The organism is Acinetobacter pecorum, from assembly GCF_014837015.1.
In the GTDB taxonomy this organism is placed as follows: domain Bacteria; phylum Pseudomonadota; class Gammaproteobacteria; order Pseudomonadales; family Moraxellaceae; genus Acinetobacter; species Acinetobacter pecorum.
In genome coordinates, this window is sequence record NZ_JACSPT010000002.1 from 52,078 (window position 1) to 78,328 (window position 26,251).

At 42.2% G+C, this 26,251-nt stretch carries 25 protein-coding genes, 2 tRNA genes and 1 pseudogene; 18 read left to right on the forward strand and 10 right to left on the reverse strand.

What is annotated here, in order from left to right; translation table 11 throughout:
- Positions 1-15: 15 nt before the first annotated feature.
- The 4 genes from odhB to sucD all read left to right on the forward strand — a co-directional run bounded on the left by odhB (position 16) and on the right by sucD (position 4,960).
- The gene (gene odhB / locus H9629_RS01765) at positions 16-1,230 is read left to right on the forward strand and encodes a 2-oxoglutarate dehydrogenase complex dihydrolipoyllysine-residue succinyltransferase (protein ID WP_064095634.1); all 1,215 of its coding nucleotides are present in this window, start codon (positions 16-18) and stop codon (positions 1,228-1,230) included.
- A 60-nt stretch (positions 1,231-1,290) separates the two neighbouring features.
- Entirely contained in the window at positions 1,291-2,721 is a 1,431-nt protein-coding gene (gene lpdA, locus H9629_RS01770; RefSeq protein WP_064095633.1) for a dihydrolipoyl dehydrogenase, read from the forward strand.
- A 169-nt stretch (positions 2,722-2,890) separates the two neighbouring features.
- Positions 2,891-4,057 (forward strand): ADP-forming succinate--CoA ligase subunit beta, encoded by a 1,167-nt coding sequence (gene sucC, locus H9629_RS01775; protein ID WP_064095632.1) that lies wholly within the window; start codon positions 2,891-2,893, stop codon positions 4,055-4,057.
- A 12-nt stretch (positions 4,058-4,069) separates the two neighbouring features.
- Positions 4,070-4,960, forward strand: coding sequence for a succinate--CoA ligase subunit alpha (gene sucD, locus H9629_RS01780; RefSeq protein ID WP_064095631.1), 891 nt, complete (start codon positions 4,070-4,072; stop codon positions 4,958-4,960).
- Between the two features lie 66 nt (positions 4,961-5,026).
- On the opposite strand, the gene H9629_RS01785 is transcribed toward sucD, so the two are convergent.
- The 3 genes from H9629_RS01785 to H9629_RS01795 all read right to left on the reverse strand — a co-directional run bounded on the left by H9629_RS01785 (position 5,027) and on the right by H9629_RS01795 (position 8,262).
- A complete protein-coding gene (locus H9629_RS01785) occupies positions 5,027-6,733 on the reverse strand; it encodes a flotillin family protein (protein ID WP_064095630.1) in 1,707 nt (568 codons plus the stop codon).
- 37 nt (positions 6,734-6,770) lie between these two features.
- Positions 6,771-7,406, reverse strand: coding sequence for a YqiJ family protein (locus H9629_RS01790; RefSeq protein ID WP_064095629.1), 636 nt, complete (start codon positions 7,404-7,406; stop codon positions 6,771-6,773).
- Positions 7,407-7,719: 313 nt separating this feature from the next.
- Positions 7,720-8,262 (reverse strand): hypothetical protein, encoded by a 543-nt coding sequence (locus H9629_RS01795; protein WP_064101560.1) that lies wholly within the window; start codon positions 8,260-8,262, stop codon positions 7,720-7,722.
- Positions 8,263-8,585: 323 nt separating this feature from the next.
- Between H9629_RS01795 and cysD the strand changes: the two genes are divergently transcribed.
- The 5 genes and pseudogenes from cysD to H9629_RS01815 all read left to right on the forward strand — a co-directional run bounded on the left by cysD (position 8,586) and on the right by H9629_RS01815 (position 12,926).
- Positions 8,586-9,500, forward strand: a complete 915-nt coding sequence (cysD, locus tag H9629_RS01800) for a sulfate adenylyltransferase subunit CysD (RefSeq protein ID WP_064095628.1) — start codon at positions 8,586-8,588, stop codon at positions 9,498-9,500.
- 149 nt (positions 9,501-9,649) lie between these two features.
- Positions 9,650-11,263, forward strand: a complete 1,614-nt coding sequence (gene cysN, locus H9629_RS01805; RefSeq protein ID WP_064101484.1) for a sulfate adenylyltransferase subunit CysN — start codon at positions 9,650-9,652, stop codon at positions 11,261-11,263.
- Between the two features lie 145 nt (positions 11,264-11,408).
- Positions 11,409-11,679, forward strand: a pseudogene (locus H9629_RS15305) (hypothetical protein).
- Positions 11,680-12,114: 435 nt separating this feature from the next.
- On the forward strand, positions 12,115-12,633 hold the full coding sequence (locus H9629_RS01810) for a PadR family transcriptional regulator (protein WP_064101483.1): 519 nt from the start codon (positions 12,115-12,117) through the stop codon (positions 12,631-12,633).
- Between the two features lie 32 nt (positions 12,634-12,665).
- Positions 12,666-12,926, forward strand: a complete 261-nt coding sequence (locus H9629_RS01815; protein WP_064101482.1) for a DUF2798 domain-containing protein — start codon at positions 12,666-12,668, stop codon at positions 12,924-12,926.
- A gap of 18 nt (positions 12,927-12,944) precedes the next feature.
- Here the strand turns inward: H9629_RS01815 and H9629_RS01820 are convergent, their stop codons facing one another.
- Positions 12,945-13,289: a thioredoxin family protein gene (locus tag H9629_RS01820; protein WP_064095623.1), complete on the reverse strand. Its 345-nt coding sequence runs from the start codon at positions 13,287-13,289 to the stop codon at positions 12,945-12,947.
- A gap of 23 nt (positions 13,290-13,312) precedes the next feature.
- Positions 13,313-13,756: an N-acetyltransferase gene (locus H9629_RS01825; protein WP_064101481.1), complete on the reverse strand. Its 444-nt coding sequence runs from the start codon at positions 13,754-13,756 to the stop codon at positions 13,313-13,315.
- 129 nt (positions 13,757-13,885) lie between these two features.
- Here H9629_RS01825 and H9629_RS01830 point away from each other — a divergent pair, with 129 nt between their 5' ends.
- From H9629_RS01830 to H9629_RS01840, 3 genes are all read left to right on the forward strand, one after another.
- Positions 13,886-14,878: an NAD(P)H-quinone oxidoreductase gene (locus H9629_RS01830; protein ID WP_064101480.1), complete on the forward strand. Its 993-nt coding sequence runs from the start codon at positions 13,886-13,888 to the stop codon at positions 14,876-14,878.
- A 245-nt stretch (positions 14,879-15,123) separates the two neighbouring features.
- Positions 15,124-15,324 carry a hypothetical protein gene (locus H9629_RS01835; protein WP_064095620.1) on the forward strand — a complete coding sequence of 67 codons (201 nt, stop codon included), beginning with the start codon at positions 15,124-15,126 and terminating at the stop codon, positions 15,322-15,324.
- A 136-nt stretch (positions 15,325-15,460) separates the two neighbouring features.
- On the forward strand, positions 15,461-16,366 hold the full coding sequence (locus tag H9629_RS01840; RefSeq protein ID WP_064095619.1) for a helix-turn-helix transcriptional regulator: 906 nt from the start codon (positions 15,461-15,463) through the stop codon (positions 16,364-16,366).
- A 153-nt stretch (positions 16,367-16,519) separates the two neighbouring features.
- Here the strand turns inward: H9629_RS01840 and H9629_RS01845 are convergent.
- Positions 16,520-16,605 (reverse strand) — tRNA-Leu (locus tag H9629_RS01845).
- Between the two features lie 10 nt (positions 16,606-16,615).
- Positions 16,616-16,689: transfer RNA gene (locus H9629_RS01850), tRNA-Cys, on the reverse strand.
- 153 nt (positions 16,690-16,842) lie between these two features.
- Between H9629_RS01850 and folD the strand changes: the two genes are divergently transcribed.
- On the forward strand, positions 16,843-17,691 hold the full coding sequence (gene folD, locus H9629_RS01855; protein ID WP_064095618.1) for a bifunctional methylenetetrahydrofolate dehydrogenase/methenyltetrahydrofolate cyclohydrolase FolD: 849 nt from the start codon (positions 16,843-16,845) through the stop codon (positions 17,689-17,691).
- 137 nt (positions 17,692-17,828) lie between these two features.
- Positions 17,829-18,497 (forward strand): class I SAM-dependent methyltransferase, encoded by a 669-nt coding sequence (locus tag H9629_RS01860; protein WP_064095617.1) that lies wholly within the window; start codon positions 17,829-17,831, stop codon positions 18,495-18,497.
- 61 nt (positions 18,498-18,558) lie between these two features.
- Here the strand turns inward: H9629_RS01860 and H9629_RS01865 are convergent, their stop codons facing one another.
- Positions 18,559-18,981 (reverse strand): hypothetical protein, encoded by a 423-nt coding sequence (locus H9629_RS01865; RefSeq protein WP_064095616.1) that lies wholly within the window; start codon positions 18,979-18,981, stop codon positions 18,559-18,561.
- Between the two features lie 134 nt (positions 18,982-19,115).
- Positions 19,116-20,945 carry a phosphoenolpyruvate carboxykinase (GTP) gene (locus tag H9629_RS01870; RefSeq protein ID WP_064095615.1) on the reverse strand — a complete coding sequence of 610 codons (1,830 nt, stop codon included), beginning with the start codon at positions 20,943-20,945 and terminating at the stop codon, positions 19,116-19,118.
- Between the two features lie 415 nt (positions 20,946-21,360).
- On the opposite strand from H9629_RS01870, the gene H9629_RS01875 reads away from it, so the two are divergent.
- The 4 genes from H9629_RS01875 (at position 21,361) to groL (ending at position 25,220) form a co-directional block, all read left to right on the forward strand.
- Positions 21,361-22,299, forward strand: a complete 939-nt coding sequence (locus H9629_RS01875) for a diacylglycerol/lipid kinase family protein (RefSeq protein ID WP_064095614.1) — start codon at positions 21,361-21,363, stop codon at positions 22,297-22,299.
- Positions 22,280-23,056, forward strand: a complete 777-nt coding sequence (locus H9629_RS01880; RefSeq protein WP_191730443.1) for a metallophosphoesterase family protein — start codon at positions 22,280-22,282, stop codon at positions 23,054-23,056. Before H9629_RS01875 ends, H9629_RS01880 begins: the two co-directional genes overlap by 20 nt.
- 169 nt (positions 23,057-23,225) lie before the next feature.
- Entirely contained in the window at positions 23,226-23,516 is a 291-nt protein-coding gene (locus H9629_RS01885) for a co-chaperone GroES (protein ID WP_064095612.1), read from the forward strand.
- Positions 23,517-23,585: 69 nt separating this feature from the next.
- Positions 23,586-25,220 (forward strand): chaperonin GroEL, encoded by a 1,635-nt coding sequence (gene groL / locus H9629_RS01890; protein ID WP_064095611.1) that lies wholly within the window; start codon positions 23,586-23,588, stop codon positions 25,218-25,220.
- 397 nt (positions 25,221-25,617) lie between these two features.
- Here groL and H9629_RS01895 read toward each other — a convergent pair whose 3' ends face one another.
- Positions 25,618-25,992 carry a hypothetical protein gene (locus tag H9629_RS01895; RefSeq protein WP_064095609.1) on the reverse strand — a complete coding sequence of 125 codons (375 nt, stop codon included), beginning with the start codon at positions 25,990-25,992 and terminating at the stop codon, positions 25,618-25,620.
- Between the last annotated feature and the right edge of the window lie 259 nt (positions 25,993-26,251).

Genomic DNA, 26,251 nt, shown 5'->3' on the forward strand with positions numbered 1-26,251 from the left:
AGGAGATTCTAAGTAATGGCAACCGAAATTAAAGCACCGGTATTTCCAGAGTCAGTTGCGGACGGTACGATCGCAACTTGGCACAAACAACCAGGTGAAGCAGTTTCACGTGATGAAGTGATCTGCGATATTGAGACTGATAAAGTTGTTTTAGAAGTTGTCGCTCCTGCAGACGGTACACTTGCATCTATTATTAAAGGTGAAGGCGATACTGTTCTTTCAGCTGAAGTAATTGCACAGTTTGAAGAAGGTGCTGTTTCTGGCGCTACGCAAACTCAAGCAGTTCAGTCTGAAGAGAAAGTTGAACAAGCTGCTGCGCAAACTGAAGCGGGTAATGCACCGATCGTTGAACGTCAACAGGTACAGGATCAGGCTCCAGCCGTGCGTAAAGCATTGACTGAATCTGGTGTGGCTGCTGCTGATGTCGAAGGTACGGGCCGTGGTGGTCGCATCACTAAAGAAGATGTGGCAAATCATCAGGCGAAGCCGGCAGCACCTGCAGCGCAGCCATTAAGCGTTGCGGTGGGTGAGCGTATTGAGAAACGTGTTCCGATGACACGTCTTCGTAAGCGTGTAGCTGAACGTTTACTTGCAGCAACTCAAGAAACTGCAATGTTGACCACGTTCAACGAAGTGAACATGAAACCAATCATGGAAATGCGTGCTCAATACAAAGATGCATTCGAGAAGCGTCATGGTGCGCGTCTTGGCTTTATGTCATTCTTCGTTAAAGCAGCAACTGAAGCCCTAAAACGCTATCCAGCGGTAAATGCTTCAATTGATGGCGATGATATTGTTTATCATGGTTACTATGACATCGGTGTTGCAGTTTCATCTGAACGTGGTCTTGTGGTTCCTGTACTTCGTGATACAGACCGCATGAACTATGCTGAAGTTGAAAACGGCATCCGTGCATATGCTGCGAAGGCACGTGACGGTAAGCTGGGCATCGAAGACATGACTGGTGGTACATTCACGATCACCAATGGTGGTACTTTTGGCTCATTGCTTTCTACACCAATTCTAAATACGCCACAAACTGCGATTCTGGGTATGCATAAAATCCAGGAACGTCCGATGGCTGTAAATGGTCAAGTAGAAATCTTGCCGATGATGTATCTTGCATTGTCTTATGACCACCGTTTAATCGATGGTAAAGAAGCAGTTGGTTTCCTTGTAACAATCAAAGAATTGTTAGAAGAGCCAGCACGTCTTATCCTTGATCTTTAATTTTTAAGAATATATTTATGGGCTTAGGGCAAAACTCTAGGCCCATTTTTGGAGATGAACATGTCTCAATTCGATTTAGTCGTAATTGGTGGTGGCCCGGGCGGCTACGAAGCAGCAATTCGTGCAGCTCAACTTGGTTACAAAGTTGCGTGTATCGAAAAACGTATTCATAAAGGCAAGCCAGCTTTGGGTGGTACTTGCTTAAACGTGGGTTGTATCCCGTCTAAAGCATTGCTTGATTCTTCACATCGTTATGAAGATACCGTTCAGCATTTAGATGACCATGGTATTACGACCGGTGAAGTTAAATTTGATCTTTCTAAAATGATGAGTCGTAAAGACAAAGTTGTAGATCAGTTGACTGGCGGTGTTGCCCAGTTGCTTAAAGGCAACGGGATTGAATGGTTGCAAGGTACAGGTAAATTGCTTGCGGGCAAAAAAGTTGAATTCACACCATTTGAAGGTGAAGTTCAAGTTTTAGAGCCTAAATACGTGATTCTTGCGACAGGTTCTGTACCAATTAACATTCCTTCAGCTCCTGTAGATCAAGACTTAATCGTTGATTCTACTGGCGCACTTGAATTCACTGAAGTGCCTAAGCGTTTAGGTGTGATTGGTGCGGGTGTAATCGGTCTTGAGCTAGGTTCAGTATGGCGTCGTCTTGGTGCAGAAGTTGTTGTATTTGAAGCAATGGACGCATTCTTGCCAATGGCTGATAAAGCATTGTCTAAAGAATACCAAAAAATCCTGACTAAACAGGGTATGGATATCCGTATCGGTGCGAAAGTTTCTGGCACTGAAATTAACGGTCGTGAAGTGACAGTTAAATATACCCAAGCTGGTGAAGATAAAACTGAAACTTTCGATAAATTGATCGTTTGTGTAGGTCGTCGTGCCTATGCTGAAGGTCTACTGGCTGAAGATTCAGGTATCAAGCTGACTGAACGTGGTCTGGTTGAAGTAAATGACTGGTGTGCAACTTCAGTTGAAGGTGTATACGCAATTGGTGATTTGGTACGTGGTCCAATGCTTGCGCATAAAGCCATGGAAGAAGGTGTGATGGCTGTTGAGCGTATTCACGGACATGCTGCGCAAGTAAACTATGACACCATTATTTCTGTGATCTACACACACCCAGAAGCGGCGTGGGTTGGTTTAACAGAGCAGCAGGCTGTAGAAAAAGGTCACGAAGTAAAAACTGGCCAATTCGGTTTTGCTGTCAATGGTCGTGCTTTGGCTGCGGGTGAAGGTGCTGGTTTCGTGAAGTTTGTTGCTGACGCAAAAACGGATCGTCTATTGGGTATGCATGTGATTGGACCTGCTGCGTCTGATATCATCCACCAAGGCATGATCGCACTTGAGTTTGTATCGTCAGTTGAAGACCTGCAGTTAATGACATTTGCTCATCCAACCTTCTCTGAAGTGGTGCATGAAGCAGCTCTTGCTGTTGATGGCCGTGCAATTCACGCGATTCAGCGTAAACGTAAGTAATGCAAAAAAAGAGCGACTTAGGTCGCTCTTTTGTATTTCATGGTTGTTTTTATTGGAACAATCATCTAAAAATAAAGATAACGATTTGAAGAAATGCTGGTGCTGCTTTGACGGACGTCTGGGTGCTGGTGAGTTATAACAAGCTAAAGAAGTAATAAAAGGTTATTCCATGAATTTACATGAGTATCAAGCAAAAGCGCTATTAAAAAAATATGGTATGCCTGTACAGGAGGGCATACTGGCCACTAATGCCGATGAAACGGTGCAAGCTTTTGAGCAGTTGGGTGGAAAGTTCGCAGTATTGAAAGCACAGGTACATGCCGGCGGTCGAGGTAAAGCAGGCGGTGTAAAAGTAGTAAAATCGGCTGCCGAGGCTGCTGAATATGCCAACCAGATAATTGGTTCACGCTTGGTCACTTATCAGACAGATGCCAATGGTCAGCCAGTCAATAGCATTTTAGTCTCGGAAGATGTTTATCCGGTTGAGCGCGAGCTGTACTTGGGTGCTGTAGTCGATCGCTCGACTCGCCGGATCACTTTTATGGCATCAACTGAAGGCGGTGTTGAGATTGAGAAGGTAGCTGAAGAAACCCCGGAAAAAATCATTAAAGTTGAAGTTGAACCTTTAGTCGGTTTGATGCCATTTCAGGCACGTGAAGTTGCTTTTGCACTGAAACTGAAAGATGGACAAATCAATCAATTTGTAAAAATCATGACAGCTGCCTATCAGGCATTTGTAGAGAATGATTTTGCACTTTTTGAAATCAATCCGCTATCTGTGCGTGAGAATGGTGACATTCTGTGTGTTGATGCCAAAATCGGAATTGATTCAAATGCGCTATACCGTTTGCCAGAAATCGCCGCTATGCGAGATAAGTCTCAGGAAAATGAGCGCGAACTAAAAGCCTCTGAATTTGATCTGAACTATGTGGCACTTGAGGGTAACATTGGCTGTATGGTTAATGGCGCGGGTCTTGCCATGGCAACCATGGATATTATCAAGCTCTATGGCGGTCAACCAGCCAACTTCCTGGATGTGGGTGGTGGTGCTACGAAAGAGCGTGTGATTGAAGCCTTCAAAATTATTCTTGCAGATAGCTCTGTACAGGGCGTATTAATCAATATTTTTGGTGGAATTGTACGTTGTGACATGATTGCTGAAGCAATTATTGCAGCGGTTCAGGAAGTAAATGTGACTGTTCCTGTGGTTGTTCGCCTTGAAGGCAACAATGCGGAATTGGGTGCAAAATTACTGGATGAATCAGGTTTGAAGTTGATTTCTGCACATGGTCTTGCTGATGCTGCAGAAAAAATTGTTGCTGCTGTAAAAGCTTAAGGAGTATCCATCATGAGCGTATTAGTTAATAAAGACACCAAAGTGTTGGTACAAGGTTTTACAGGTAAAAACGGCACATTCCATTCTGAACAGGCTTTGGCTTATGGCACTAAAGTTGTGGGCGGTGTCACTCCAGGAAAAGGCGGTCAAACCCATCTGGATTTACCCGTTTTTAATACCATGCGTGAAGCGGTGAAGGAAACTGGCGCAGATGCTTCGGTGATTTATGTTCCGGCACCTTTTGTACTGGATTCCATTATTGAAGCGGTTGATTCCGGCATTGAATTAATTGTGGTAATTACTGAAGGTGTACCAACCCTCGACATGCTGAAAGCCAAGCGTTATCTGGAAACCAATGGCAACGGTACACGTCTGATTGGACCAAACTGTCCGGGTATTATTACGCCGGGTGAATGTAAGATCGGGATTATGCCGGGACATATTCATCAACCAGGTAAAATCGGAATTATCTCGCGTTCAGGTACACTGACTTATGAGGCCGTGGCACAGACCACTAACCTAGGTTTAGGTCAGTCGACCTGTATCGGTATTGGTGGTGACCCGATTCCGGGCATGAACCAGATTGACTGCTTAAAACTGTTCCAGGAAGATCCGCAAACTGAAGCCATCATTATGATTGGTGAAATTGGTGGTACGGCAGAAGAAGAAGCAGCTGAATATATTCAATCGAATGTGACTAAGCCGGTTGTTGGTTATATTGCGGGCGTAACTGCGCCTAAAGGCAAACGTATGGGTCACGCAGGTGCGATTATTTCAGGTGGCAAGGGTACAGCTGAAGAAAAATTTGCAGCCTTTGAGCGTGCGGGCATGGCCTATACGCGTAGTCCTGCTGAACTCGGTTCAACCATGCTGCAAGTGTTAAAAGATAAAGGTTTGGCTTGATATCTAAAGTAAGGCTGTAATAAAAAAGCTCCCAGATGGGAGCTTTTTTATATCTCAGTCTATTTTTCAGGTTTTAGCTTTGAGACTCTGGGTCATGCCATTGATATCACCACCTTGAATACCCAGCTCACTCATCAAGCTATCAATTAAAGGTGCCTGACTACGATAACGCAGGGCACTATTGACAACCTGATCTGAAAGGGCAACATTGCCCCCTTCATGATGTGCATCTGCCTGACAAGAACCGGCATGACTGCCATGTAGTCCATTGACCTGAAGAATTTTGATATCGTCAATATTTTCCATTGGCTTGACGCTTTCCCGGATAATTTCAGGCAAGTATTTCAGCATGGCCAGACGAATCTGCATTTCAACCTGTTCTGGTGACAGAACATTATTGGCTTCATTGACCGCACGGGTACCTTCAGCATCTACCTGATACTGTTTCTCCATCGCTTGAGCCAGTAGGATTTTCGCATCCGCTTCACCCTTGGCTTTGAGACGGACCTTTTCAGCTTCAGCTTCAGCAGCAATGCGTACGGCTTCTGCATCGTCTGCTGCCGCCTGTTTGCCAGCTTCAGCGGCCACTGTAATTGCAATCGCATCTTTTTCAGCATGTTCTTTGGCCGCAACCAGCTCGACCGCCTTTTGACGCTCTGCCTGCTGGATTTGACGCACGGTGACAACTTCTTCTTCTGCTTTTACCGCCTGCGCACGGGCGTGGTCGGCCTGGGCTTTGGCTTCAGATTCGGCACGGGATTTTTCCGCAATGGCAATGGCACGATCCTGTTCAGCCAGTTCAATGGTTTTCTTTTGTTCGACTTGGGCTTTTTGAATCAGCTGTGCTTTTTGAATGTTTTCATTCTCTACATCACGGGCGGCCAAAATACGCTTGAGTTCGACCTCGCGTTCAGCCGCAATTTGGGCTTCCTCTGCTTCGCGTTTTTTGCCAGCTTCCTGAGCGGCAATTTCAGCCAGCTGTTCAGCACGTCGAATGGCAATTTCACGTTCCTGCTGTAGCTTGGCATATTCTTCTTCACGAATAATTTGCAGGCGAGCCTGTTCAGCTTCCAGATTCTTGGTTTTAATTGCCAGATCTGTATCTTGTTCAATATGGTTACGCTTGCGACGACGATCCTCAATAGTTTCAGTAAGCTTGGTCAGGCCTTCTGCATCAAAAGCATTTTGTGGATTGAAATATTTAAATCCGGTCTGATCCAGACCAGTTAGTGAAACAGTTTCAAGCTCCAGACCATTTTTATGTAAATCTTCAGACACCACCTGCTGAACTTTCTGTACGAAATCCACCCGCTTTTCATGTAGTTCTTCCATAGCCATTTCTGCGGCTACTGCGCGTAGTGAATCGACAAACTTGCCTTCCACCAGATTTTTTAGTTCATTTGGTGACATGGTTTTTTGACCGAGTGTTTGTGCTGCGGTGGCAATTGAATCAGCGGTAGGTTTGACCCGTACATAGAATTCGGCCATGACATCGACACGCATCCGGTCACGGGTGATTAGTGCCTGATCATCTGCACGACGCACCTCAAGGCGCAAGGTATTCATGTTTACCGGAATAATTTCATGCAGGACTGGAAGCACAATGGCACCTCCGCCTAAAATCACTTTTTCTCCACCCCAGCCGGTACGTACAAAGGAAATTTCCTTGCTTGAACGACGGTATAAGCGTGCAATGATGAGACCGAAGGTCACCAGTGCTACAAAAATAATTCCCGCAATAATTAAAATATTATATAAATCAAATTTTAACATTGTTATAAAGTCTCAATTGAGTTTTGGCTAAATAAAATTAAAGTTCAATGGCTTGAAAGCCATTTTTAGTTTTTTGGGTCAGAACCACATCCTGGCCTTGATTTAAAGTCTGATTACTTTCAGGTTCAACCAGCACATAATGGGTCTGCCCATACTGGTCCTGAACTCTGGCCTGTGCCGGAGAATTCACTCTAGCGTCTCCCAGGATAATGGTCGCGGTACGTCCGATCAGTTCATCGCTATGAATGGCGGAAGTTTCATCTTCAGGCAGAAGCTTGCTTGCCGCCTTGGCAAGAAAGCGTACTACGGGCATACACAGAAACAGGCAGGCTGGAGAAATCAGCCAGACACTGAAAAGTTGGCTGGTCAGGCGTTCAAATATGCCCTGAATCAATAAACCACTCAAACCATAACTGGTCAGAAAAATAATCAGCCAGATAAATAAAGGCAGACGTCCCAAATATAACCAGTCAAATACTTTGCTGAAAACACCGGGAGGGTGATCCGGACTTATTTCCGGATGCAGGGGGTCGTCAGGTAAAAACTGTTCAAACATATGCTGTGATCCGCCACCGAGCAACAGCAGAATGCACTCAAGTGCAGCAAACATCAGCATTAGGCTTAAACTGATGCTAAATACGATATTGGATGGATGTGTAAACAGTTCCCACATTTTTTATCTCTATAATTATGTTTTTAGGAAAAGTATCTGAAATTTTTTATCAGGCTTACGATAGCAGTAATTGTAGTTTTTGTATGCAAAAAAATAACAAAAAACCTGATAAACAGGGATTGAATATATAGATTATTTAATAATCAGTGAACTATTAAAATTAATAATAAACTATAAGCGAATCAGATTCTTGATAGAGAAATGGAATAATTCCATAGAAATTATGGCAAGTAACGCCTGTTGTCTGTATGTTTCTGGGAAAAATATAAAGATACTTCAACCAGAGTATCTTTATATTTTCTATTTAAATCTGCTAGAGCAGGGCGGTCTGAATTCGCACTTTCATATCGAGGGTCTGTTGCAGAATATACTGCTGCATCCATTTAACCTGTTCACCCATAGGATTGACCTTGACTGCGGTATTCAGGAAGTTCAGATCAGGCTGACTGAAAAGCTGTTGTTGCAGGGTTTGCTCCAGCATTTGACTACTACTCGTCAAAGGTAATGCCACCAGATAGAAGGCTTTAGGATAATTATAAAAGGCATATAGCAAGTTAAAGGCTTTTTGATCTCCTTTGAGATGGCTGACACCAATTTCGTAAGCTGCATTCTGGTTGCTATAGGTGATGCCCACTAGAAATTCCCAATGACCTTCATGTAAACGTAAAGCAAACTGCAATCCGATTTGGTCTGCGGTCAGTTCATGTTGCAGATAGATATTCAAGGGCTTGCCATCATCACTAAAAGGTTCTTGCAGAACTAAAATATGCTGCTGGTGCTGATAAATGTAGCCGGCAAGCTGAGCCTGTTCCAGGCGGTGTTTTACTGTGCTGAGATCAAAAGCGCTATAGGGCATAAATAACATATATGAAAGGGCAGAGTTGAGCTTACTCTAGTAATTTTTCAACTGTTTGAGAACCACTACTTTAGATTATTTTTCTATGATTTTATTGGTTTGTTGACAGAGTGCCCCTGGATAAATACTACAAAATATCCAAGCCTGCGTTATGCAAAACCTTGATTCATAAAAACTGATATTCATTATTGATGAATTTTTATATGAGCTTTTGATATATCAATATCATAAAACAAGCAATGGATAGGATAGGTAAATCACTATAATGAATATAAATTTTCAAAAGTGTCATAAGTACACGTTTTTCTAAGCTGGTGTTGTCCATGTCGTTAAATGAGGAAAGACTTACTCATCTCAAACAGCTCGAAGCTGAGAGTATTCATATCATCCGCGAAGTTGCTGCCGAGTTTGAAAATCCGGTCATGCTGTATTCAATCGGTAAAGATTCAGCAGTAATGCTGCATTTGGCACTGAAAGCGTTTTATCCTGCAAAACTTCCATTTCCATTGCTGCATGTAGATACAGGCTGGAAATTCAAAGACATGATCACGTTCCGTGACAACATGGCAAAAGAACATGGCTTTGATCTGATCGTGCATCAGAACAAGGAAGGCCGTGATGCGGGCGTAAATCCATTTGACTATGGTAGCTCAAAATATACCGACATCATGAAAACTCAAGGTCTGAAACAGGCGCTGGACAAATATCAGTTTGATGCAGCTTTCGGTGGGGCACGTCGTGATGAAGAAAAGTCACGCGCGAAGGAACGCGTGTATTCATTCCGTGATTCTAAACACCGTTGGGACCCGAAAAACCAGCGTCCAGAACTATGGAACCTTTACAACGGTAAAGTGAATAAAGGTGAAAGTATCCGTGTATTCCCCCTGTCTAACTGGACTGAACTAGACATCTGGCAATACATCTATCTTGAAAATATCAAACTTGTGCCACTGTATCTGGCGGCTGAACGCCCAGTGGTCGAGCGTAATGGCACGCTGATCATGGTGGATGATGAGCGTATGCGCCTGAATCCAGGCGAAGTACCACAAATGAAATCGGTTCGTTTCCGTACTCTAGGCTGTTACCCGCTTACGGGTGCTGTGGAATCTACAGCCAACACCTTGCCGGAAATTATCCAGGAAATGCTTTTAGCGACCACATCTGAACGTCAGGGCCGTATGATCGACCATGATGAAGCAGGTTCGATGGAAAAGAAAAAGCAGGAAGGTTATTTCTAGAGTCTCGTAATCTCCCCCTAACCCCTTCTTTAGAAAAGAGGGGGGAACTCCAGAAATTGATTGGAGGAAAGTCCTCCTTTATTAAAGGAGGATTTAGGTGGATTTAAAGATTAGCAACCGATTTCAACGTATTTGTGGAGCTTTGAGCAATGTCTCATCAATCTGATTTAATCAGCCAAGATATCTTGGGTTATTTGAAACAACATGAAAATAAAGACTTATTGCGTTTCCTGACGTGCGGTAACGTAGATGATGGTAAATCAACTTTAATTGGTCGTCTGCTTTACGATTCAAAACTGATTTATGAAGATCAGCTGCAGGCAGTTACCCGTGACTCGAAAAAAGTCGGTACCACTGGCGATGCACCTGATCTGGCGCTTCTTGTAGATGGTTTACAGGCCGAACGTGAGCAGGGCATTACTATTGATGTGGCTTACCGTTATTTCTCGACTGAAAAACGTAAGTTCATTATTGCTGATACACCGGGACACGAACAGTACACCCGTAACATGGCGACAGGTGCGTCGACAGCAGATCTTGCGATCATCCTGATTGATGCGCGTTACGGCGTGCAGACTCAAACCCGCCGTCACTCATTTATTGCGAGTCTTTTAGGAATTCATAATATCGTAGTGGCCGTGAACAAGATGGACTTGGTTGAATTTTCTGAAGCACGCTTCAATGAAATTCAGGCAGAGTACAACAAGTTCATTGAACAGTTGGGTGAACGTAAGCCTGAAAATATTATTTTCACGCCAATTTCTGCACTCAACGGTGATAACGTCGTTAACAAATCACCAAATACGCCGTGGTACCAAGGTCAAACCTTAATGGAGACTTTGGAGACTGTTGAAATTACGCGTAATACCAGCAAAGATGAATTCCGTTTTCCGGTTCAGTATGTGAACCGTCCGAACCTCGACTTCCGTGGTTTCTGCGGTACGATCGCTCTGGGCGAAATAAAAGTTGGTGATGAGATTGTTGCCCTGCCATCTGGCAAGAAATCAACAGTCAAAGAAATCGTCACTTTTGATGGTAATCTGGATCACGCTGTTGCGGGGCAAGCCATTACTTTAACTTTGAATGATGAAATTGATATTTCACGTGGTAACATTCTCGTTAAAGCGGGTGAGCAGCCTTTAATTTCACGTTCTGCGCGAGCCTCAGTGGTTTGGATGAATGATCAGCCGCTAGTCATTGGCAAACTTTATAACGTGAAGTTCGGTACTCAGACCATTCCAGCAAAAGTTGCGAAAATTCACTACCGTACCAATGTCAACACATTGGAAAAAATGGAAGTTGAGCAGCTGGAGTTGAATGCAATTGCTGATGTCACCATCGAATTTGATGCGCCAGTGGTATTCGACCGTTATCAGGATAGCCGTTACACCGGCTCATTCATCTTTATTGACCGTCTAAGCAACGTGACTGTTGGTGCGGGAATGGTTGAAGCGACAGTGGAGTGGACTGCGCACAACGAGCCTGTAACGGCTGAAACGCGTGCTGCGCGTTTAGGTCAGAAACCTGCTGCGGTAACTGTGTCTGCTAAAGCGCTTGAAAATGCTCAAGCTCTTGAAAGCCTGCTGATCCAGCAAGGTGTAGTTGCGATTGCGAAAGCAGGTCTTTCAGCTGATCAAGTTACGCTAGTGCGTGAAACCGGTGTAGTTGTAGTAACTGATGCAACTGAAGGTACAGATGTTACTTTTGCTCAGGAGTCTGCTGAAGAACTTGCTGAAAAGATTGTTGAATTGGTTCGTCTATAAGACTGGACTGGTTTTAGAGAAACCCGCTGTAAAGCGGGTTTTTTATTGCCTAAATTTTGTTTGCATGAAAATCATTCGATTAGTCAAAATGTGATCTTTCAATTTACTAGTCAATTAATACAATGCTCCATAAATGGGGGTATTTATGAAAAAATTATTATTACTGGTTGGTGTGTGTAGCTTTTGGAGCTGAAGCCAAACAGAGTAGTCAAAGTGTTGAAGCGATCAAGCAGAAAATTATTAAAGAGTCGATTGAGAGTTATCCGGGCAATTGTCCATGCCCTTACAATACTGCACGTAATGGCAGCCGTTGTGGGAAACGCAGTGCTTATAACCGCGCTGGTGGATATGCACCACTTTGTTATCCGGAAGATGTAAGTGAAAAGATGATAAAAAATTTTTTGAGTCGGAAATAATTAAGAGTTAATCTGTTAAAAAAGAGAAATTGAAATGTTGTACTTTAATTTAAATGGGGTAAAAGGTGAACAAAATAATAATCAACCATTTTTATAAGAATGGGATGGAAGAATATCACTCTCCATTGATGGATTATGCATATCAATTTGAAAGAAAATTAATTTATAACACTTTCTTCTTATCAAAAGCTTGAATGTTATAAACATGATATTAAACATGGTAAAAGAAAACTATTGAGGTTGAATGAATTAAGTGGAAGTTTATTTGAGTCCGAATCATCAAGTTTGACTTTTCTAAAAGAAATGAGAAATAAAATTATTCATGATGGTTTTCTAGATGCTTAAGTTGATCAAATAAAAGTTGAATTAGAACTAGAATTTTAATTAAATTCTCAATAAGATATATCTTAATTAAATTTAAGATATATCTTAACCATGCCTGTAAGTCCTCACTCTGTTATTTCAGAAGAACAAGAAAACTCTCCAAAACTTCGCAAACGTCTGTTTGAAGCAGGTGAAATGAAATTGCTGGTGCTGCATTTTATTGCCCAGGCACCCAGGTTTAGCTATGACATTATTAAAGAAGTGGCTGCTTTGGTCGGCGGAAACTACAAGCCGAGCACCGGCACGATCTGTCCAACCATTAGTTATTTGGAAGAGCAGCAATATACACAAGTGACTATGAGCGCTGATGAGCGCAAGCAATATCACATTACTGACGAAGGTCTTAAGCATCTGGAAAGCTATCAGGAAATCCTGCAAAAAGTTCTTCGCCGGTTTGAAACCCGTCGCCGGATTAAAGATGATGAGCGTTATATCGACATTAATACTGCGATGGAAAGTCTGAAAGCTGCATTGCGATACAAACTGTTTGATGATGAATTAAGCACTGAAGATATTCAAAAGATTGCAAAACAGATCGACCAAGCAGCAATAAACATCACACGTCTGTAATTCGATTCACGATTTAAAAATTAGGTAAAATGATGAAAAATATAGTTCCCAAATTTCATGCCAAACATCTGAACTGGCTCATGCCGCTGATTCTATCTGGCATTATGAGTGGCGCAATTTCCTGCTTTAATCTGCTACTGAATAAAGGCTGGAGTAATCAGTTTATCTCAGTGTGGCTGCATGCCTGGAGCATGTCATGGCTGATGGCATTTCCCTTAATTTTGGTGGTGCTGCCACTGGTGCGTAAATTCCTGATGCGGTTTGTGCAAATGCCGAATCAATCTGCCAAATAGGGGATTGATCTGCTTGCATCAGTTGGATAATTCATCCATTACTTGGGTCAGAATGGCTTTCATTTCAGTCAGACTTTTTACACCGGCTATACGGTGAATAATCTGGCCATTTTTAAAAATCAAGGTGGAAGGTAGGCCATAGACGTTATAGCGTAAAGTCAGAATCGGTGACTGGTCAACATTGATCTTGCCGAACTTGATGGTTGGTTTGTGCTCAGCATAATACGCTGCCAGTTGTTCAAATACAGGAAAGTTTTGAACACAGGGTTTGCACCAGTCTGCATAGAAGCGGATCACCGCAAGGCCTTCATACCATTCAAAATCGCTATAATTATCTTCGTTATAAAGGATGACTGCTGACATAAGTTGCCCTTATATGTTCCAGATCAAGGCCTGCACCAACTCATACCTAGTTCTGCATGGCCGGTATTTTGGTCAATCCCTGGACTGGTCATTTTAAAACCTTGTTTCTGGTAGAACTGAACTGCTGAGGTATTTTCAGCATACACATTTAAATGCAGTTGCTCACATTGCTGTTTCAGGAAATTCAGCAGACGTACGCCATAACCTTTGCCCTGCTGGGCGGGATCAATGAAAAGTGCGGCCAATACCTGCTCTGATCTTAGCAATGAGGCAAAACCCAGAACTGTATGATTTTCTTTGATTATATAATTTTCAGAAAGAGGCAGATATAGATCACGCATGGCAATCAGCTGTTGTTGCCAATATGGTGCGGGAATAAAGGCATGCGCCTGTAGGGAGGCATTTAGCCAGATGTCTAGAACTGGATTTATATCCTCTGTTTCAACTTTTTGAATAATAATAGTCATGGGCTGCTTAATATCAATTTATAAAATACCCCAAAGATTATACATAAGTCCATTAGCCTTCAATCCATAAGCGTTCTATGTTCAAATAAGTTTAAGAGAGATAAAACATCAACGTTAGGGAAACAATCCATGTCGCAACAAAACATGCAACACGTCATTATTACAGAACCGGGTGGGGTGGATAAACTCGCTTATGAAACAGTTGCTATTCCTGAACCCAAAGCTGACGAGGTGATGGTCAAGGTTCATGCTTTTGGAATTAACCGTCCGGATATCTTGCAGCGTCAGGGTTTGTACCCGATGCCAAAAGGCGTAACTCCTGTTCCAGGTCTGGAAGTGGCAGGTGAAGTGGTTGCGGTCGGAACTGATGTAAGCCAGTTTAAAGCCGGTGACAAGGTTTGTGGCCTGACCAATGGTGGTGGCTATGCAGAATATTGCATCGTACCTGAAAGTCAGACTTTAAATATTCCTGAAGGCGTGAGCTTTGTGCAGGCCGCCGCGATTCCTGAAACCTTCTTTACGGTGTGGGCAAATCTGTTCCAGATGGGTAAAGCCAAGGCAGGGGAGACGGTACTGGTGCATGGCGGAACCAGTGGGATTGGAACCACGGCACTCATGCTATGTAAATCCTTGGGTATTAAAACCTTTGCCACAGCAGGTAATGACGAGAAAATCCAGGCGATTTCACATCTGACCACAGGAATCAATTACAAGACTCAGGACTTTGAGCAGGTCATTAATGAAGCAACGGATAATGCAGGTGTAGATATGATTCTGGATATGGTCGGTGCGCCATATTTAGAGCGTAATTTGAATTTGCTCCGCCGTGATGGCCGTCTGGTATATATCGCATTTTTGGGTGGTGCCAAGGCTAAGGAATTGAAACTGGGTCAGATCATGATGAAACGTCTGACTATTACTGGTTCAACCATGCGTGCACGTAGCACGGCTGAAAAAGCTGAAATTGCACAAGGTTTGAAAACGCATGTGGCACCCTTATGGGCAAAAGGCGAATGTCTGCCAATGATTTATCAGACCTTTAAGTTTGACCAGATTCAGGAGGCGCATGCAGCCATGGATACCGGTGAACATATTGGAAAAATTGTGGTGGAAATCATCTAATTATTCTTGTGATTAGAATACTAAAAACAATAAAAGCCAACTTGTGTTGGCTTTTATTTTACATAAAAAATGACAACTAATTTAAATTAATTGATTGATATGGGGGTTTAAATTTTAAAAAATGGTAAAAATGTTAATTGTTCGACACAACCTGTCGAAACTGGGGAGTAAATTAACAATTAAAATTAACCTGACTAAATTGTTTGGTATTGAATGAAATATCACATAACAAGAGGAAGTATATGATGAAAATAGTGTCAGCTCCCTATACGCGTGAACATGGCTTTCGGGCATTAAAGCGGTTGCATAAAGTCATTATTCTTAATCAGTTCATCCGTTCAGATTTACATAAGCTGTATCAGGCTATGCTGCATCTGGAACGCTATATGGAACGGCTGAACCGGAAAAGTTCTAAATCTGCTTTTAAACGCCGTAAAAAAGCTTAAAAAGACTGTTCCTATTAGCCTTAAGTTGAAGTAATTAACTCTAATCTCATTTTTATTAAGCTGTATAATTTTCCCATAATTTAAAAATTCTAAGCAGAGTATGCATTGCGCTAAAAATAGCGAAAAGAGGGGATTTATGAAGGGCAATGCGTCAACGCATGAGCGCCTCGCAGAACGTTTGGCCAGTATTTTAACCAAACTTAATATAGGGCATCAGTTAAATGTGCAGGAGTTGGCACGAGAATTTCAGGTGAGCACCCGAACGATTGAGCGTGATTTTGATCGCCTTAATTCTTATTTGCCGCTGATACAGGATGAACATACAAAACGCTATTATCTTGAACCTTCCTATTTAGGACGTTTCAAGTTACAGGATATCCAGAATTTTGCCCAATTGTCCGGGATCAGTGATCTGTACCCGACGCTGGACATGTCTTTTATACGTGAACTGCTGGATGAGCGGGCAAATCAGGTGTTTTCGGCAAAAGGCTACTATTTTGAAGATGCCAAACAGTTTGCCGAACATTTCAAGCTGCTTGCAGGTGCGATCTATAAACGTCAGCAGATTGAGTTGCTCTATTCAGATCAAGTGCGAATTATCCAGCCTTATCGCTTGATTCATCATCATGGTATCTGGTACTTGGCTGGTGTGATTCAGGGCGAGTTGAAAACCTATCGCCTAAGCCAGTTGCAGCAGGTAAAACTGGTTTTCAAGGCTGAAAGTTTTGAGCATGATTCTGAAGTACTGAAAATGCTAACAGATGAAGACAGTATCTGGTTTGGACGGCAAAAACAGCAGGTTTTGGTCAAGGTACAGCCTGCAGTCACAGTATTTTTTAAAGAGCGCCGTTTATTTCCGGAACAGCAGATTGAGCAGGAGTTGGAGTCTGGAGAATTATTGATTAGTTGCCAGATTCGTCATGAAATGCAGTTACTGCCTTTGGTGCGTTACTGGTTACCTTATGTGAAAATCATTGAACCGATTCATTTTCAGCAAAAACTGGAACAGGATCTGCAAGGATATTTACGCTCTGCCGGATGATATTTTAAATGAAAGCAGGGCGCTGCATAATAGGTAATGAAACTTAAACAGGAAATTTAGACTTACTCATTTTTAGAATAACTAAATTACAGGCATAAAAAAACCAGCTTTCGCTGGGTTCTTTTATTTGCACCATTTTCTATAGTAGAAGAATGGTGCCCGAGGCCAGACTCGAACTGGCACGCTTTGTGGGCGGGGGATTTTAAATCCCCTGTGTCTACCGATTTCACCACTCGGGCTTTAACAAGATGGAGGCGGAGGTCGGAATCGAACCGGCGTCCACGGAGTTGCAGTCCGCTGCATGACCACTCTGCCACCCCGCCGCGTCTTGTTGATGCGTATATTATCAAGCTCAGAAAAAAAAACAATAGTGTATTCATTCGTATGCGCATAAAAACAGCATCTGGCGGAAAATATTTAGCATTATCATGTAGAATGTGCAAAATTGATTCATATCAACACTTGGGAGAAATGCTGTGGCATTAGTTCTAGACGGTCGTGCATTGGCGAAGCAAATAGAAGCTGACTTGTTTACTCGCGTAGAAGCGCTGAAAGCAAAATCAGGTCGTACTCCAATTCTTGCGACGATTTTGGTAGGTGACGATGGTGCATCTGCTACTTATGTTCGCATGAAAGGCAATGCTTGCCGCCGTGTTGGTATGGATTCACTTAAAGTGGAACTTCCTAAGGAGACCACTACTGAAGAATTACTTGCTGAAATTGAAAAACTAAATGCAAACCCAGATGTACATGGTATTTTGCTCCAACACCCGGTTCCTGCGCAAATTGATGAGCGTGCATGTTTTGATGCAATTTCGCTTGAAAAAGACGTAGATGGTGTCACTTGTCTGGGCTACGGCCGTATGGCAATGGGTGAAGCAGCTTATGGTTCTGCAACGCCTGCAGGCATCATGACCATCCTGAAAGAAAACAACATTGAAATTGCTGGTAAACATGCGGTAGTGGTTGGTCGCTCTGCAATTTTGGGTAAACCAATGGCAGCAATGCTGCTTGAAGCCAATGCAACTGTGACCATTTGCCACTCACGTACTCAAGATCTTGCAAGCTTCGTGAAGCAAGCAGATATCATTGTTGGTGCGGTAGGTAAGGCTGAGCTGATTCAGAAAGACTGGATCAAACCCGGTGCAGTAGTTGTAGATGCCGGTTTCCATCCACGTGATGGCGGTGGTGTGGGGGATATCCAGTTACAAGGTATTGAAGAAATAGCTTCTGCTTACACGCCAGTTCCAGGTGGTGTAGGTCCTATGACCATTACCACCTTGATTCGTCAAACGGTTGAAGCTGCTGAAAAAGCGCTAGGTTAATTTTAAATCCTCCCTAACCCTCCTTTTTCAAAGGAGGGAACTCTGATCACTATTTTTGGATGGAGTTTCCCCTCTTTTTTAAAGAGGGGTTAGGGGAGATTATTTAAAGATATAAATACCAATTAAAAAGAAATCCAATGAGCTGTACTTTCCAATTCCCCAAAGCCCCCGAGCATTTACTTCAAGTCTTACATGAGGTAATCCCTGGTTGTGAGTTGCTGGCACAGCAATTGCCTGAAACGCCAATTTCACTTTGGCTGATTCCACCAGTATTTCCGGCAGATAAGCTGGATGATGAAGTGATTCGTCGCATCTGGAATGATACGCCGTACTGGATCTTCTGCTGGGCATCAGGATTGGCGATGGCTCAATGGCTATTGGCAGAGCCGCATCATGTCAAAGATAAGGTGGTGCTGGATTTTGGTGCAGGGTCGGGTGTAGTAGCAATTGCCGCAAAAATGGCGGGCGCGAAACGTGTGATTTGTTGTGACATCGATCAGGTCAGTCTGGAGGCATGTCGGGCCAATGCTGAGCTGAATGATATCGAGCTTGAATATCTGGATGATCTATATAAAGCCGAGCAGGTGGATATTCTGTTAGCTGCAGATGTGCTTTATGATCAGTGCAACCGTTTCTTCTTGGACGAGTTTTTAAAATTTGCCCCTGAGGTATGGGTTGCAGATAGTCGGGTCAAAAACTTTAGCCATCCCCTATACGAAAAACTGGAGGAACGCAGCGCAACGACCTGGCCAGATTTAGATGAATCACCCGAGTTTCGTAATGTCAGTTTTTATAAAACCCTTTAAAGTTTAAAAATAAAAGGGCTGTTAGCCCTTTTATTGCCTCATTTTAAATAAGTATCAGTGATTAAGAGCAAGTATAACGAATTACACGCATGATCGTCGGACGGGCATCTAAGGCTTCGCGTGCACCGGGGTTATCGCTATTATATAAATCAGGTGTATTACTTAAGCTGATTTGCGTACGGCTGTTCCCTAATTGTCGGCCATATTGTTCTTGTTCCGCAGTGGGATTGGGAATTTCATTTATGCTTAGAATCTGGATATTGTAAGTTTTAGAGTTGCCTAAAACCTGTCTGCAAGCGGCTTGCAGGCGGTTTCCATCTTGGCTTGGTCGCCCTGCGAGTGTATAGCTCAGGGTCGCAGCATTTTCTGAACGCTCCAGGACTTCATAACCTGTCTGGCCATTAAATTGTTGTGGTGCTGTCTGGCATGCGCTGATGAGTAGACTGCTGAGACCTAATCCTAAAAAAATTGTGGTTTTATTCATAGTTATATTCCCTGATGTATTGTCCCGAGTATGCCATAGTTTGCCAGATCTGTTGATCTGGCGAATTGTGATCAATTGTTTAGACACCTAATAAAAAAGGCCGCTTACGCGACCTTCTTAAATTAAATCAGCACTTAAGCAGATTTAACAGCTTCAAGTAATTCAGCTTGACGTTTTTTCAACGCTTCAGGTAAACGATCACCTAATTTGTTAAATAATTCAGTGTGGCTTTCAAGCTCTTTGATCCATTGATCTTTGTCTTGAGAAGTTACCAGGTCAAACTGTTCTTTAGAGAAATCAGTACCGTTCCAGTTCAACTGTTCGTAAGTTGGAACACGGCCAATTGGAGTCTCAACAGCAGTTGCACGACCTTCACAACGGTCAATGATCCACTCAAGAACACGCATGTTTTGACCGAAACCAGGCCATACGAAGTTGCCTTCAGCATCACGACGGAACCAGTTCACGTTGTAGATACCTGGAAGCTTGTTGCCTGCAGCAGCAGCTTTCTCGCCCACTTTCTCACCCATTTCTAACCAATGCGTGAAGTAGTCAGCCATGTTGTAGCCAGCAAATGGCAGCATCGCGAATGGGTCACGACGAACAACACCTTGTTGACCAACAGCAGCGGCAGTGGTTTCAGAACCCATGGTTGCAGCTTTATACACGCCATCAACCCAATCAATAGCTTCTGAAATTAGCGGTACTGTGTCTGCACGGCGACCACCGAAGATGAACGCAGAAATTGGAACACCCGCTGGATTTTCCCAATCAGCATCGATAGAAGGGCATTGACCAGCAGCAACGGTGAAACGAGCGTTTGGATGCGCTGCTTTTTCTTCGCCAGTGTGTGGTTGACCTTTCCAGTTGGTCAGGTTAGCAGGTGCTTCTTTAGTCAGACCTTCCCACCAAACTTCGCCGTTGTCAGTCACAGCAACGTTGGTATAGATCACGTCTTTGTGCAGTGTAGCCATACAGTTCGGGTTGGTCTTGGTATTAGTACCAGGCGCTACACCGAAGAAACCAGCTTCAGGGTTGATTGCGTATAGACGACCGTCTTCACCTGGTTTGATCCAGGCAATATCGTCACCTACAGTTTCAATCTTCCAGCCTTCGTAGCCTGCTGGTGGAATCAGCATCGCGAAGTTTGTTTTACCACAAGCAGATGGGAATGCAGCTGCGATGTAGTGTTTTTCGCCTTGTGGATTTGTCACGCCAAGGATCAGCATGTGTTCAGCTAACCAGCCTTGTTGACGACCCATATAAGATGCAATACGTAAAGCTAGGCATTTTTTACCAAGCAATGCATTACCGCCGTAACCAGAACCGTAAGACCAGATTTCACGCGTTTCTGGATAATGCACGATCCATTTTTCAGGGTTGCAAGGCCAGGCAACGTCTTTTTGACCTTCTTCTAAAGGTGCACCAACTGTGTGTACACATGGAACAAATTCGCCATCAGTACCCAAAACGTCATAAACAGCTTTACCCATACGAGCCATTTTAGACATGCTGACTGCTACATAAGGAGAGTCAGTCAGTTCGATACCGATATGTGCAATATGAGAACCTAAAGGACCCATAGAGAAAGGTACAACGTACAAAGTACGGCCTTTCATAGAACCGTCGAACAAACCGTTCAGGCGAGCACGCATTTCAGCAGGCGCTTCCCAGTTATTGGTCGCACCAGCGTCTTCTTTGTTTTCTGAACAGATATAAGTACGACCTTCAACACGAGCAACGTCAGAAGGATCAGAATTTGCAAGATAAGAACCCGGATGTTTCTCCTGGTTAAGCGCTTGCATTGTGCCGTTAGCGATCATCAAGTCGATATAACGTTGATATTCTTCTGCGCTACCGTCACACCATTCAATTTTTGCTGGTTTTGTCAATTTAGCAATTTCTTCCACCCACGCAATAAGCTTAGGGTGACGAACGAATTCTGGTGCGTTCACTTGGGTCATGGTGAGGCCTATCTCAAATGTGTACAAAATGTTGTACAAAGTACAATCTGGTCAATAAAATACTGGCCAGATGAAATATGAAAAAAAAGTGGCTGTATTAAAGCATAAAATCGTAAAAAAAATAAGACCAAAGAAGTGTTGGATTTTATTTGGAATATTATGCTATTTTCGATTTAAATATAGAAAAAACAGTTAGATATAAATAAATTCAAAGACTTAATATTGTATTTATTAATTTTATGTATAGTATTTATTTTAATTATTTTATTTAAAATCAATAATATAAATAAAATGGTTTAATCTGGTTTGTCATTGATTAAATAAATGGTCACTATTTGAATTTTACATAAAGCCACTATTAATTGTGTATGAATTGGACAAAATGCCAATAGGTCTACATTAATCTGAACAAAAAATGTCTAATCAATCTAAACCCTTATCGATTATTTATAACCATAATTCTGGTTTTCGTTTACTCGATCAGCAAGAAAATTATAAGCAATTGATGGAAATTTTTTCAACGCATGGTTATCAGATTAAAAGCTATGAAATCAATGATTCACAGCAATTTAAAACAATTATGGCCGAAGTTTTGCTGCGCCATCAGCAGTCTGTCGAACCTGGGGTAGTGGTCGCAGCTGGTGGAGATGGAACATTGAACTCTGTCGCAAAACATTTACTTGAAACGCAGATTCCGGTAGGTATTTTGCCCTTAGGTACTTTTAATTATGTAGCAAGGTTGCTGGGTATTCCTTTGGACTTGGTTGAAGCCGCACAAGTCATTGCCACAGGTCAGATTAAATCTATTCATGTCGCTCGTATTAATCAGGAAATTTATCTGAATAATGCCAGTTTGGGACTCTATCCTTTATTTATAAAAAAGCGTGAAGATTACAACCGGATCTTTGGGCGGCTACCTATACATGCCTATACCTCTGCGCTAGATGTGCTGATTCGCGATCGCAAAGAATTAAAACTCAAAATCTGGGTAGATCAAAAAAAATACCCGGTTAAAACTCCCCTGATTTTTTTTGGTAATAATCCACTACAACTGGCCGAAATGAAAATGCGGATTGCTCAGGCTGCGGAACAGGGGAAGGTTGCCGGTGTCGTGGTCGCTAAAAGTGACAAAATGACGTTGTTTAAGCTGGTATATCAGCTCATCCGGGGCAAGATTGATGAAGCATCGGATGTGTATAGTTTTGCTGCGGATCAGGTACGGATTGAATCTAGACGTAACAAGCTGATGATTGCTATAGATGGAGAGACTGTAGAAATGACACCTCCTCTAAATATTTCAGTTTTAAAAAATGCTTTAAATGTAATGGTGCCGCATGATTCTACATCTTTCTGATCTGCATTTTGGTACAGAAAGACCGGAGTGTTTAAAAGCGATTCAACAATTTTGCCAGTCTCACCCATTGGAGGCGGTAGTGGTGAGTGGTGATCTGACGCAACGTGCGCGTTTTGGTCAGTTCTTTGACTGTAAGAAATTTCTGGATCAGCTCAATACACCTTATATGGTAATTCCAGGTAATCATGATATTCCGCTTTATCATTTGTGGAACCGGTTTTTCAATCCATTCACCCGCTACCAGATTTTTTTTGGCGAACTGGAGCCGGTGTTTGAAACAGAAAACTTTTACCTGATTGGCGTGAATTCAATCCGGCGCCGGTATCATACCAAAGGACATTTATCGCTTGAGCAGATTCAACGTATTGATATGAAGCTGGCCCAAGCACCGGTTTCCAAACTAAAAATCATTGTCAGCCATCAACCTTTTTATGTGCCTTCTCAAAACAAGCGCGGTTTCAAGGACAGCCCACTGATGGCTAAAATTGCGTTACAAGCCTGGGCGGAGCATGGCCTGTTTGGTGTGTTGCATGGACATCTGCATCAACCGGCGACTTATGATCTGAACCAGATATTTGAGCTAGGATTGGATCATCCGGTTTACGATGTACATGCGGGGACTTCTGCCTCAAATCGTCTGCATCAAAATGAACCTAATAGCTTTAACCTGATTGATGCCACAGGAAACATTTCTCAATATCTGTTCGATGAAATGACACAATCTTTTGTGTTTAAAGCTGATCTGCCCAAGAAATAGACGAAAATTAAGAATTCTTTAAAAAAAACCAATTTTTTTTCATTTTTGCCCTTGAAGCGTTTTATTCCATCTCCATAAAAGTGACATCAAAAATTTTTGATGATGACCCATGGAATAATTAAGTCGTCATCAGTGACCTTAAAAAAGACTTAGTCTGATGGAGTTATTTATGAGCAACATTCGTCCATTACATGATCGCGTTGTTATTCGTCGTGTTGAAGAAGAAACTAAAACAGCGGGAGGGATTTTACTTCCTGGTTCGGCTGCTGAAAAACCTGCTCAAGGGGAAGTTATTGCAGTTGGTAATGGTCAAATCACCGACAATGGTGTACGTGCACTAGATGTAAAAGTTGGCGACAAAGTATTGTTCGGTACGTATGCAGGTACTACTGTAAAAGTAGACGGTGAAGAGCTTTTAATCATGAAAGAATCTGACATTTTAGCAGTATTAGAAGCTTAATCTACGCTAAAAAGTTTTATTCGTTCCAAATCAGATTTTGTAAAGATACAATAATATTCGGAGTCAAATATGTCAGCTAAAGACGTAAAATTTGGTGATTCAGCTCGTTCAAAAATGATTGCTGGTGTAAACACCCTTGCAGATGCAGTAAAAGTTACGCTTGGTCCTAAAGGCCGTAATGTTGTCATCGACCGTTCTTTTGGTTCGCCGCACATCACTAAAGATGGTGTTACTGTAGCCAAAGAAATTACTTTAAAAGACAAGTTCGAGAACATGGGTGCTCAACTTGTTCGCGAAGTATCTTCTAAGACCAATGACATCGCAGGTGACGGTACAACGACTGCGACTGTTCTTGCTCAAGCAATCTTGAACGAAGGTATCAAGTCAGTAACTGCGGGTATGAACCCAATGGACTTGAAACGCGGTATCGATATTGCAGTACGTTCTGTTGTTGAAAACATCAAGGCAACTGCAAAACCAGCATCAGACTCTAAAGCTATTGAACAAGTAGGTTCGATCTCTGCTAACTCTGATACGACTGTAGGCCAGCTGATTGCGCAAGCGATGGAAAAAGTAGGTAAAGAAGGCGTGATCACGGTTGAAGAAGGTTCAGGCTTCGAGGATTCGCTGGATGTAGTTGAAGGGATGCAGTTCGATCGCGGTTATATCTCTCCGTACTTTGCAAACAAACAAGATACTTTGACAGCAGAACTTGAAAATCCGTTCATTCTTCTTGTTGATAAGAAAATCGGTAATATCCGTGAACTGATCACTGTACTTGAAGCTGTTGCAAAAACTGGCAAACCGCTGCTGATCATTGCTGAAGATGTTGAAGGTGAGGCACTGGCTACACTTGTGGTAAACAACATGCGCGGCATCATCAAGGTATGTGCAGTGAAAGCGCCTGGTTTTGGGGATCGCCGTAAAGCAATGCTTCAAGATATCGCGATCTTGACTGGCGGTACTGTAATTTCTGAAGAAATCGGCATGCAGCTTGATCAAACAACACTTGATCACTTGGGTACTGCACATAAAGTAACTGTATCTAAAGAAAATACTGTAATTGTTGATGGCGCTGGTGATGCAACTCAGATTTCTGAGCGTGTACAGCAAATCCGTGCACAGATTGAAGAGTCGACTTCAGAATATGACAAAGAAAAACTTCAAGAGCGTGTAGCGAAACTTGCTGGCGGGGTTGCTGTCATCAAAATCGGTGCTGCAACTGAAGTTGCAATGAAAGAGAAGAAAGATCGCGTAGACGATGCGCTTCACGCGACTCGTGCTGCAGTTGAAGAAGGTGTTGTTGCTGGTGGTGGTGTTGCTCTGGTACGTGCAGCTAAAGCACTTGAAGGTGTAACAGGCGCGAACGATGACCAGAATGTAGGTATCAACATTCTTCGCCGCGCGATCGAAGCACCGCTTCGTCAAATTGTATCTAACGCGGGTGATGAGCCTTCTGTAGTGATCAACGCTGTTAAAAATGGCGAAGGTAACTTTGGTTACAACGCTGCAACTGGCGAATACGGTGACATGCTAGAGATGGGTATTCTTGACCCAGCGAAAGTAACTCGTTCTGCACTTGAGCACGCTGCATCTGTAGCTGGCCTCATGTTAACAACTGAATGCATGATCACTGATATTCCAGAAGACAAACCTGCGATGCCTGATATGGGTGGTATGGGTGGTATGGGCGGTATGATGTAATTCATCAGCTGATCATTTCATAAAAAAATCCCCGCAATTGCGGGGATTTTTTGATTAAAAAATATGGTTTCCTTTAATAAGTAAAATTAAGTGATTGATTGAAATTGTTTTTTGCTTATGAACCAGGTCACAGTTTTATAGACAAAAGTATATTTTGCGGCTTTTTTATTGGTTTTTTATTGTAGATGGTTTATGATTTAATCAAATATTGATTTATTATTTTAAGTATGGAACAGAAAAAAAGGCATGTTTAGGAACTTGTTATGATCCTATAGATTCAGTGGTCATTAAAAAAAATGAGCTGAAAAGATTATATGCAAAAATAAGAGAATATGAAGATTTGCTTGAGATCTACAGGAAGGAGAAGCAACATTATATGAAGCTTCTACATAATAAATTATCTTAGAATTTCATCTATCAATGAAGTAACCAGTTTCTTTTGAGAATTACTTAATCTTCTGAATTTCAATAGAAAATCTAAATCCATTGACTCTAATGAATTACTATTAGGTGTATTTATTTGATCAATGTCTCCAAAACGTAACCATTGATTAGATACATTTAACCATAAGGCTAATATGGCTAACTTATCCTGATTAGGAATTGCTTTACCTAATAACCAGTTATTGGCTGACTGTACACTGATAGGTTGACCATTGTAACGGTTGTTAAATTCATTCGCCAAGTAAGTGGGACTAATAGGATGCTTTGCTTCCAGCAAAGCTTTATTTAAGCGTTCAGCAAATAGCTTTTTTTCTTGTTGATTACTCATAATCCAAAATAAATCATATACCTTTTTGTATTTTATGCTTTTTGTACAATTATTTGTTTATTAAATTGTAGCTTTAAAGTTAAATTAATCAAAAAACAAAAAATATATTAAATAAAAAACAAACTTGTGATCTCTATCCAAGGTATCACCTCCTTTTTGTAGCGGCCTCCTAAGATGAAAAGGACTATTGAGATACGAAAAGTTATTTATTAGATTAACTTAATTAGTAAAATTTCCACAAATTTATATCAACTTTCAC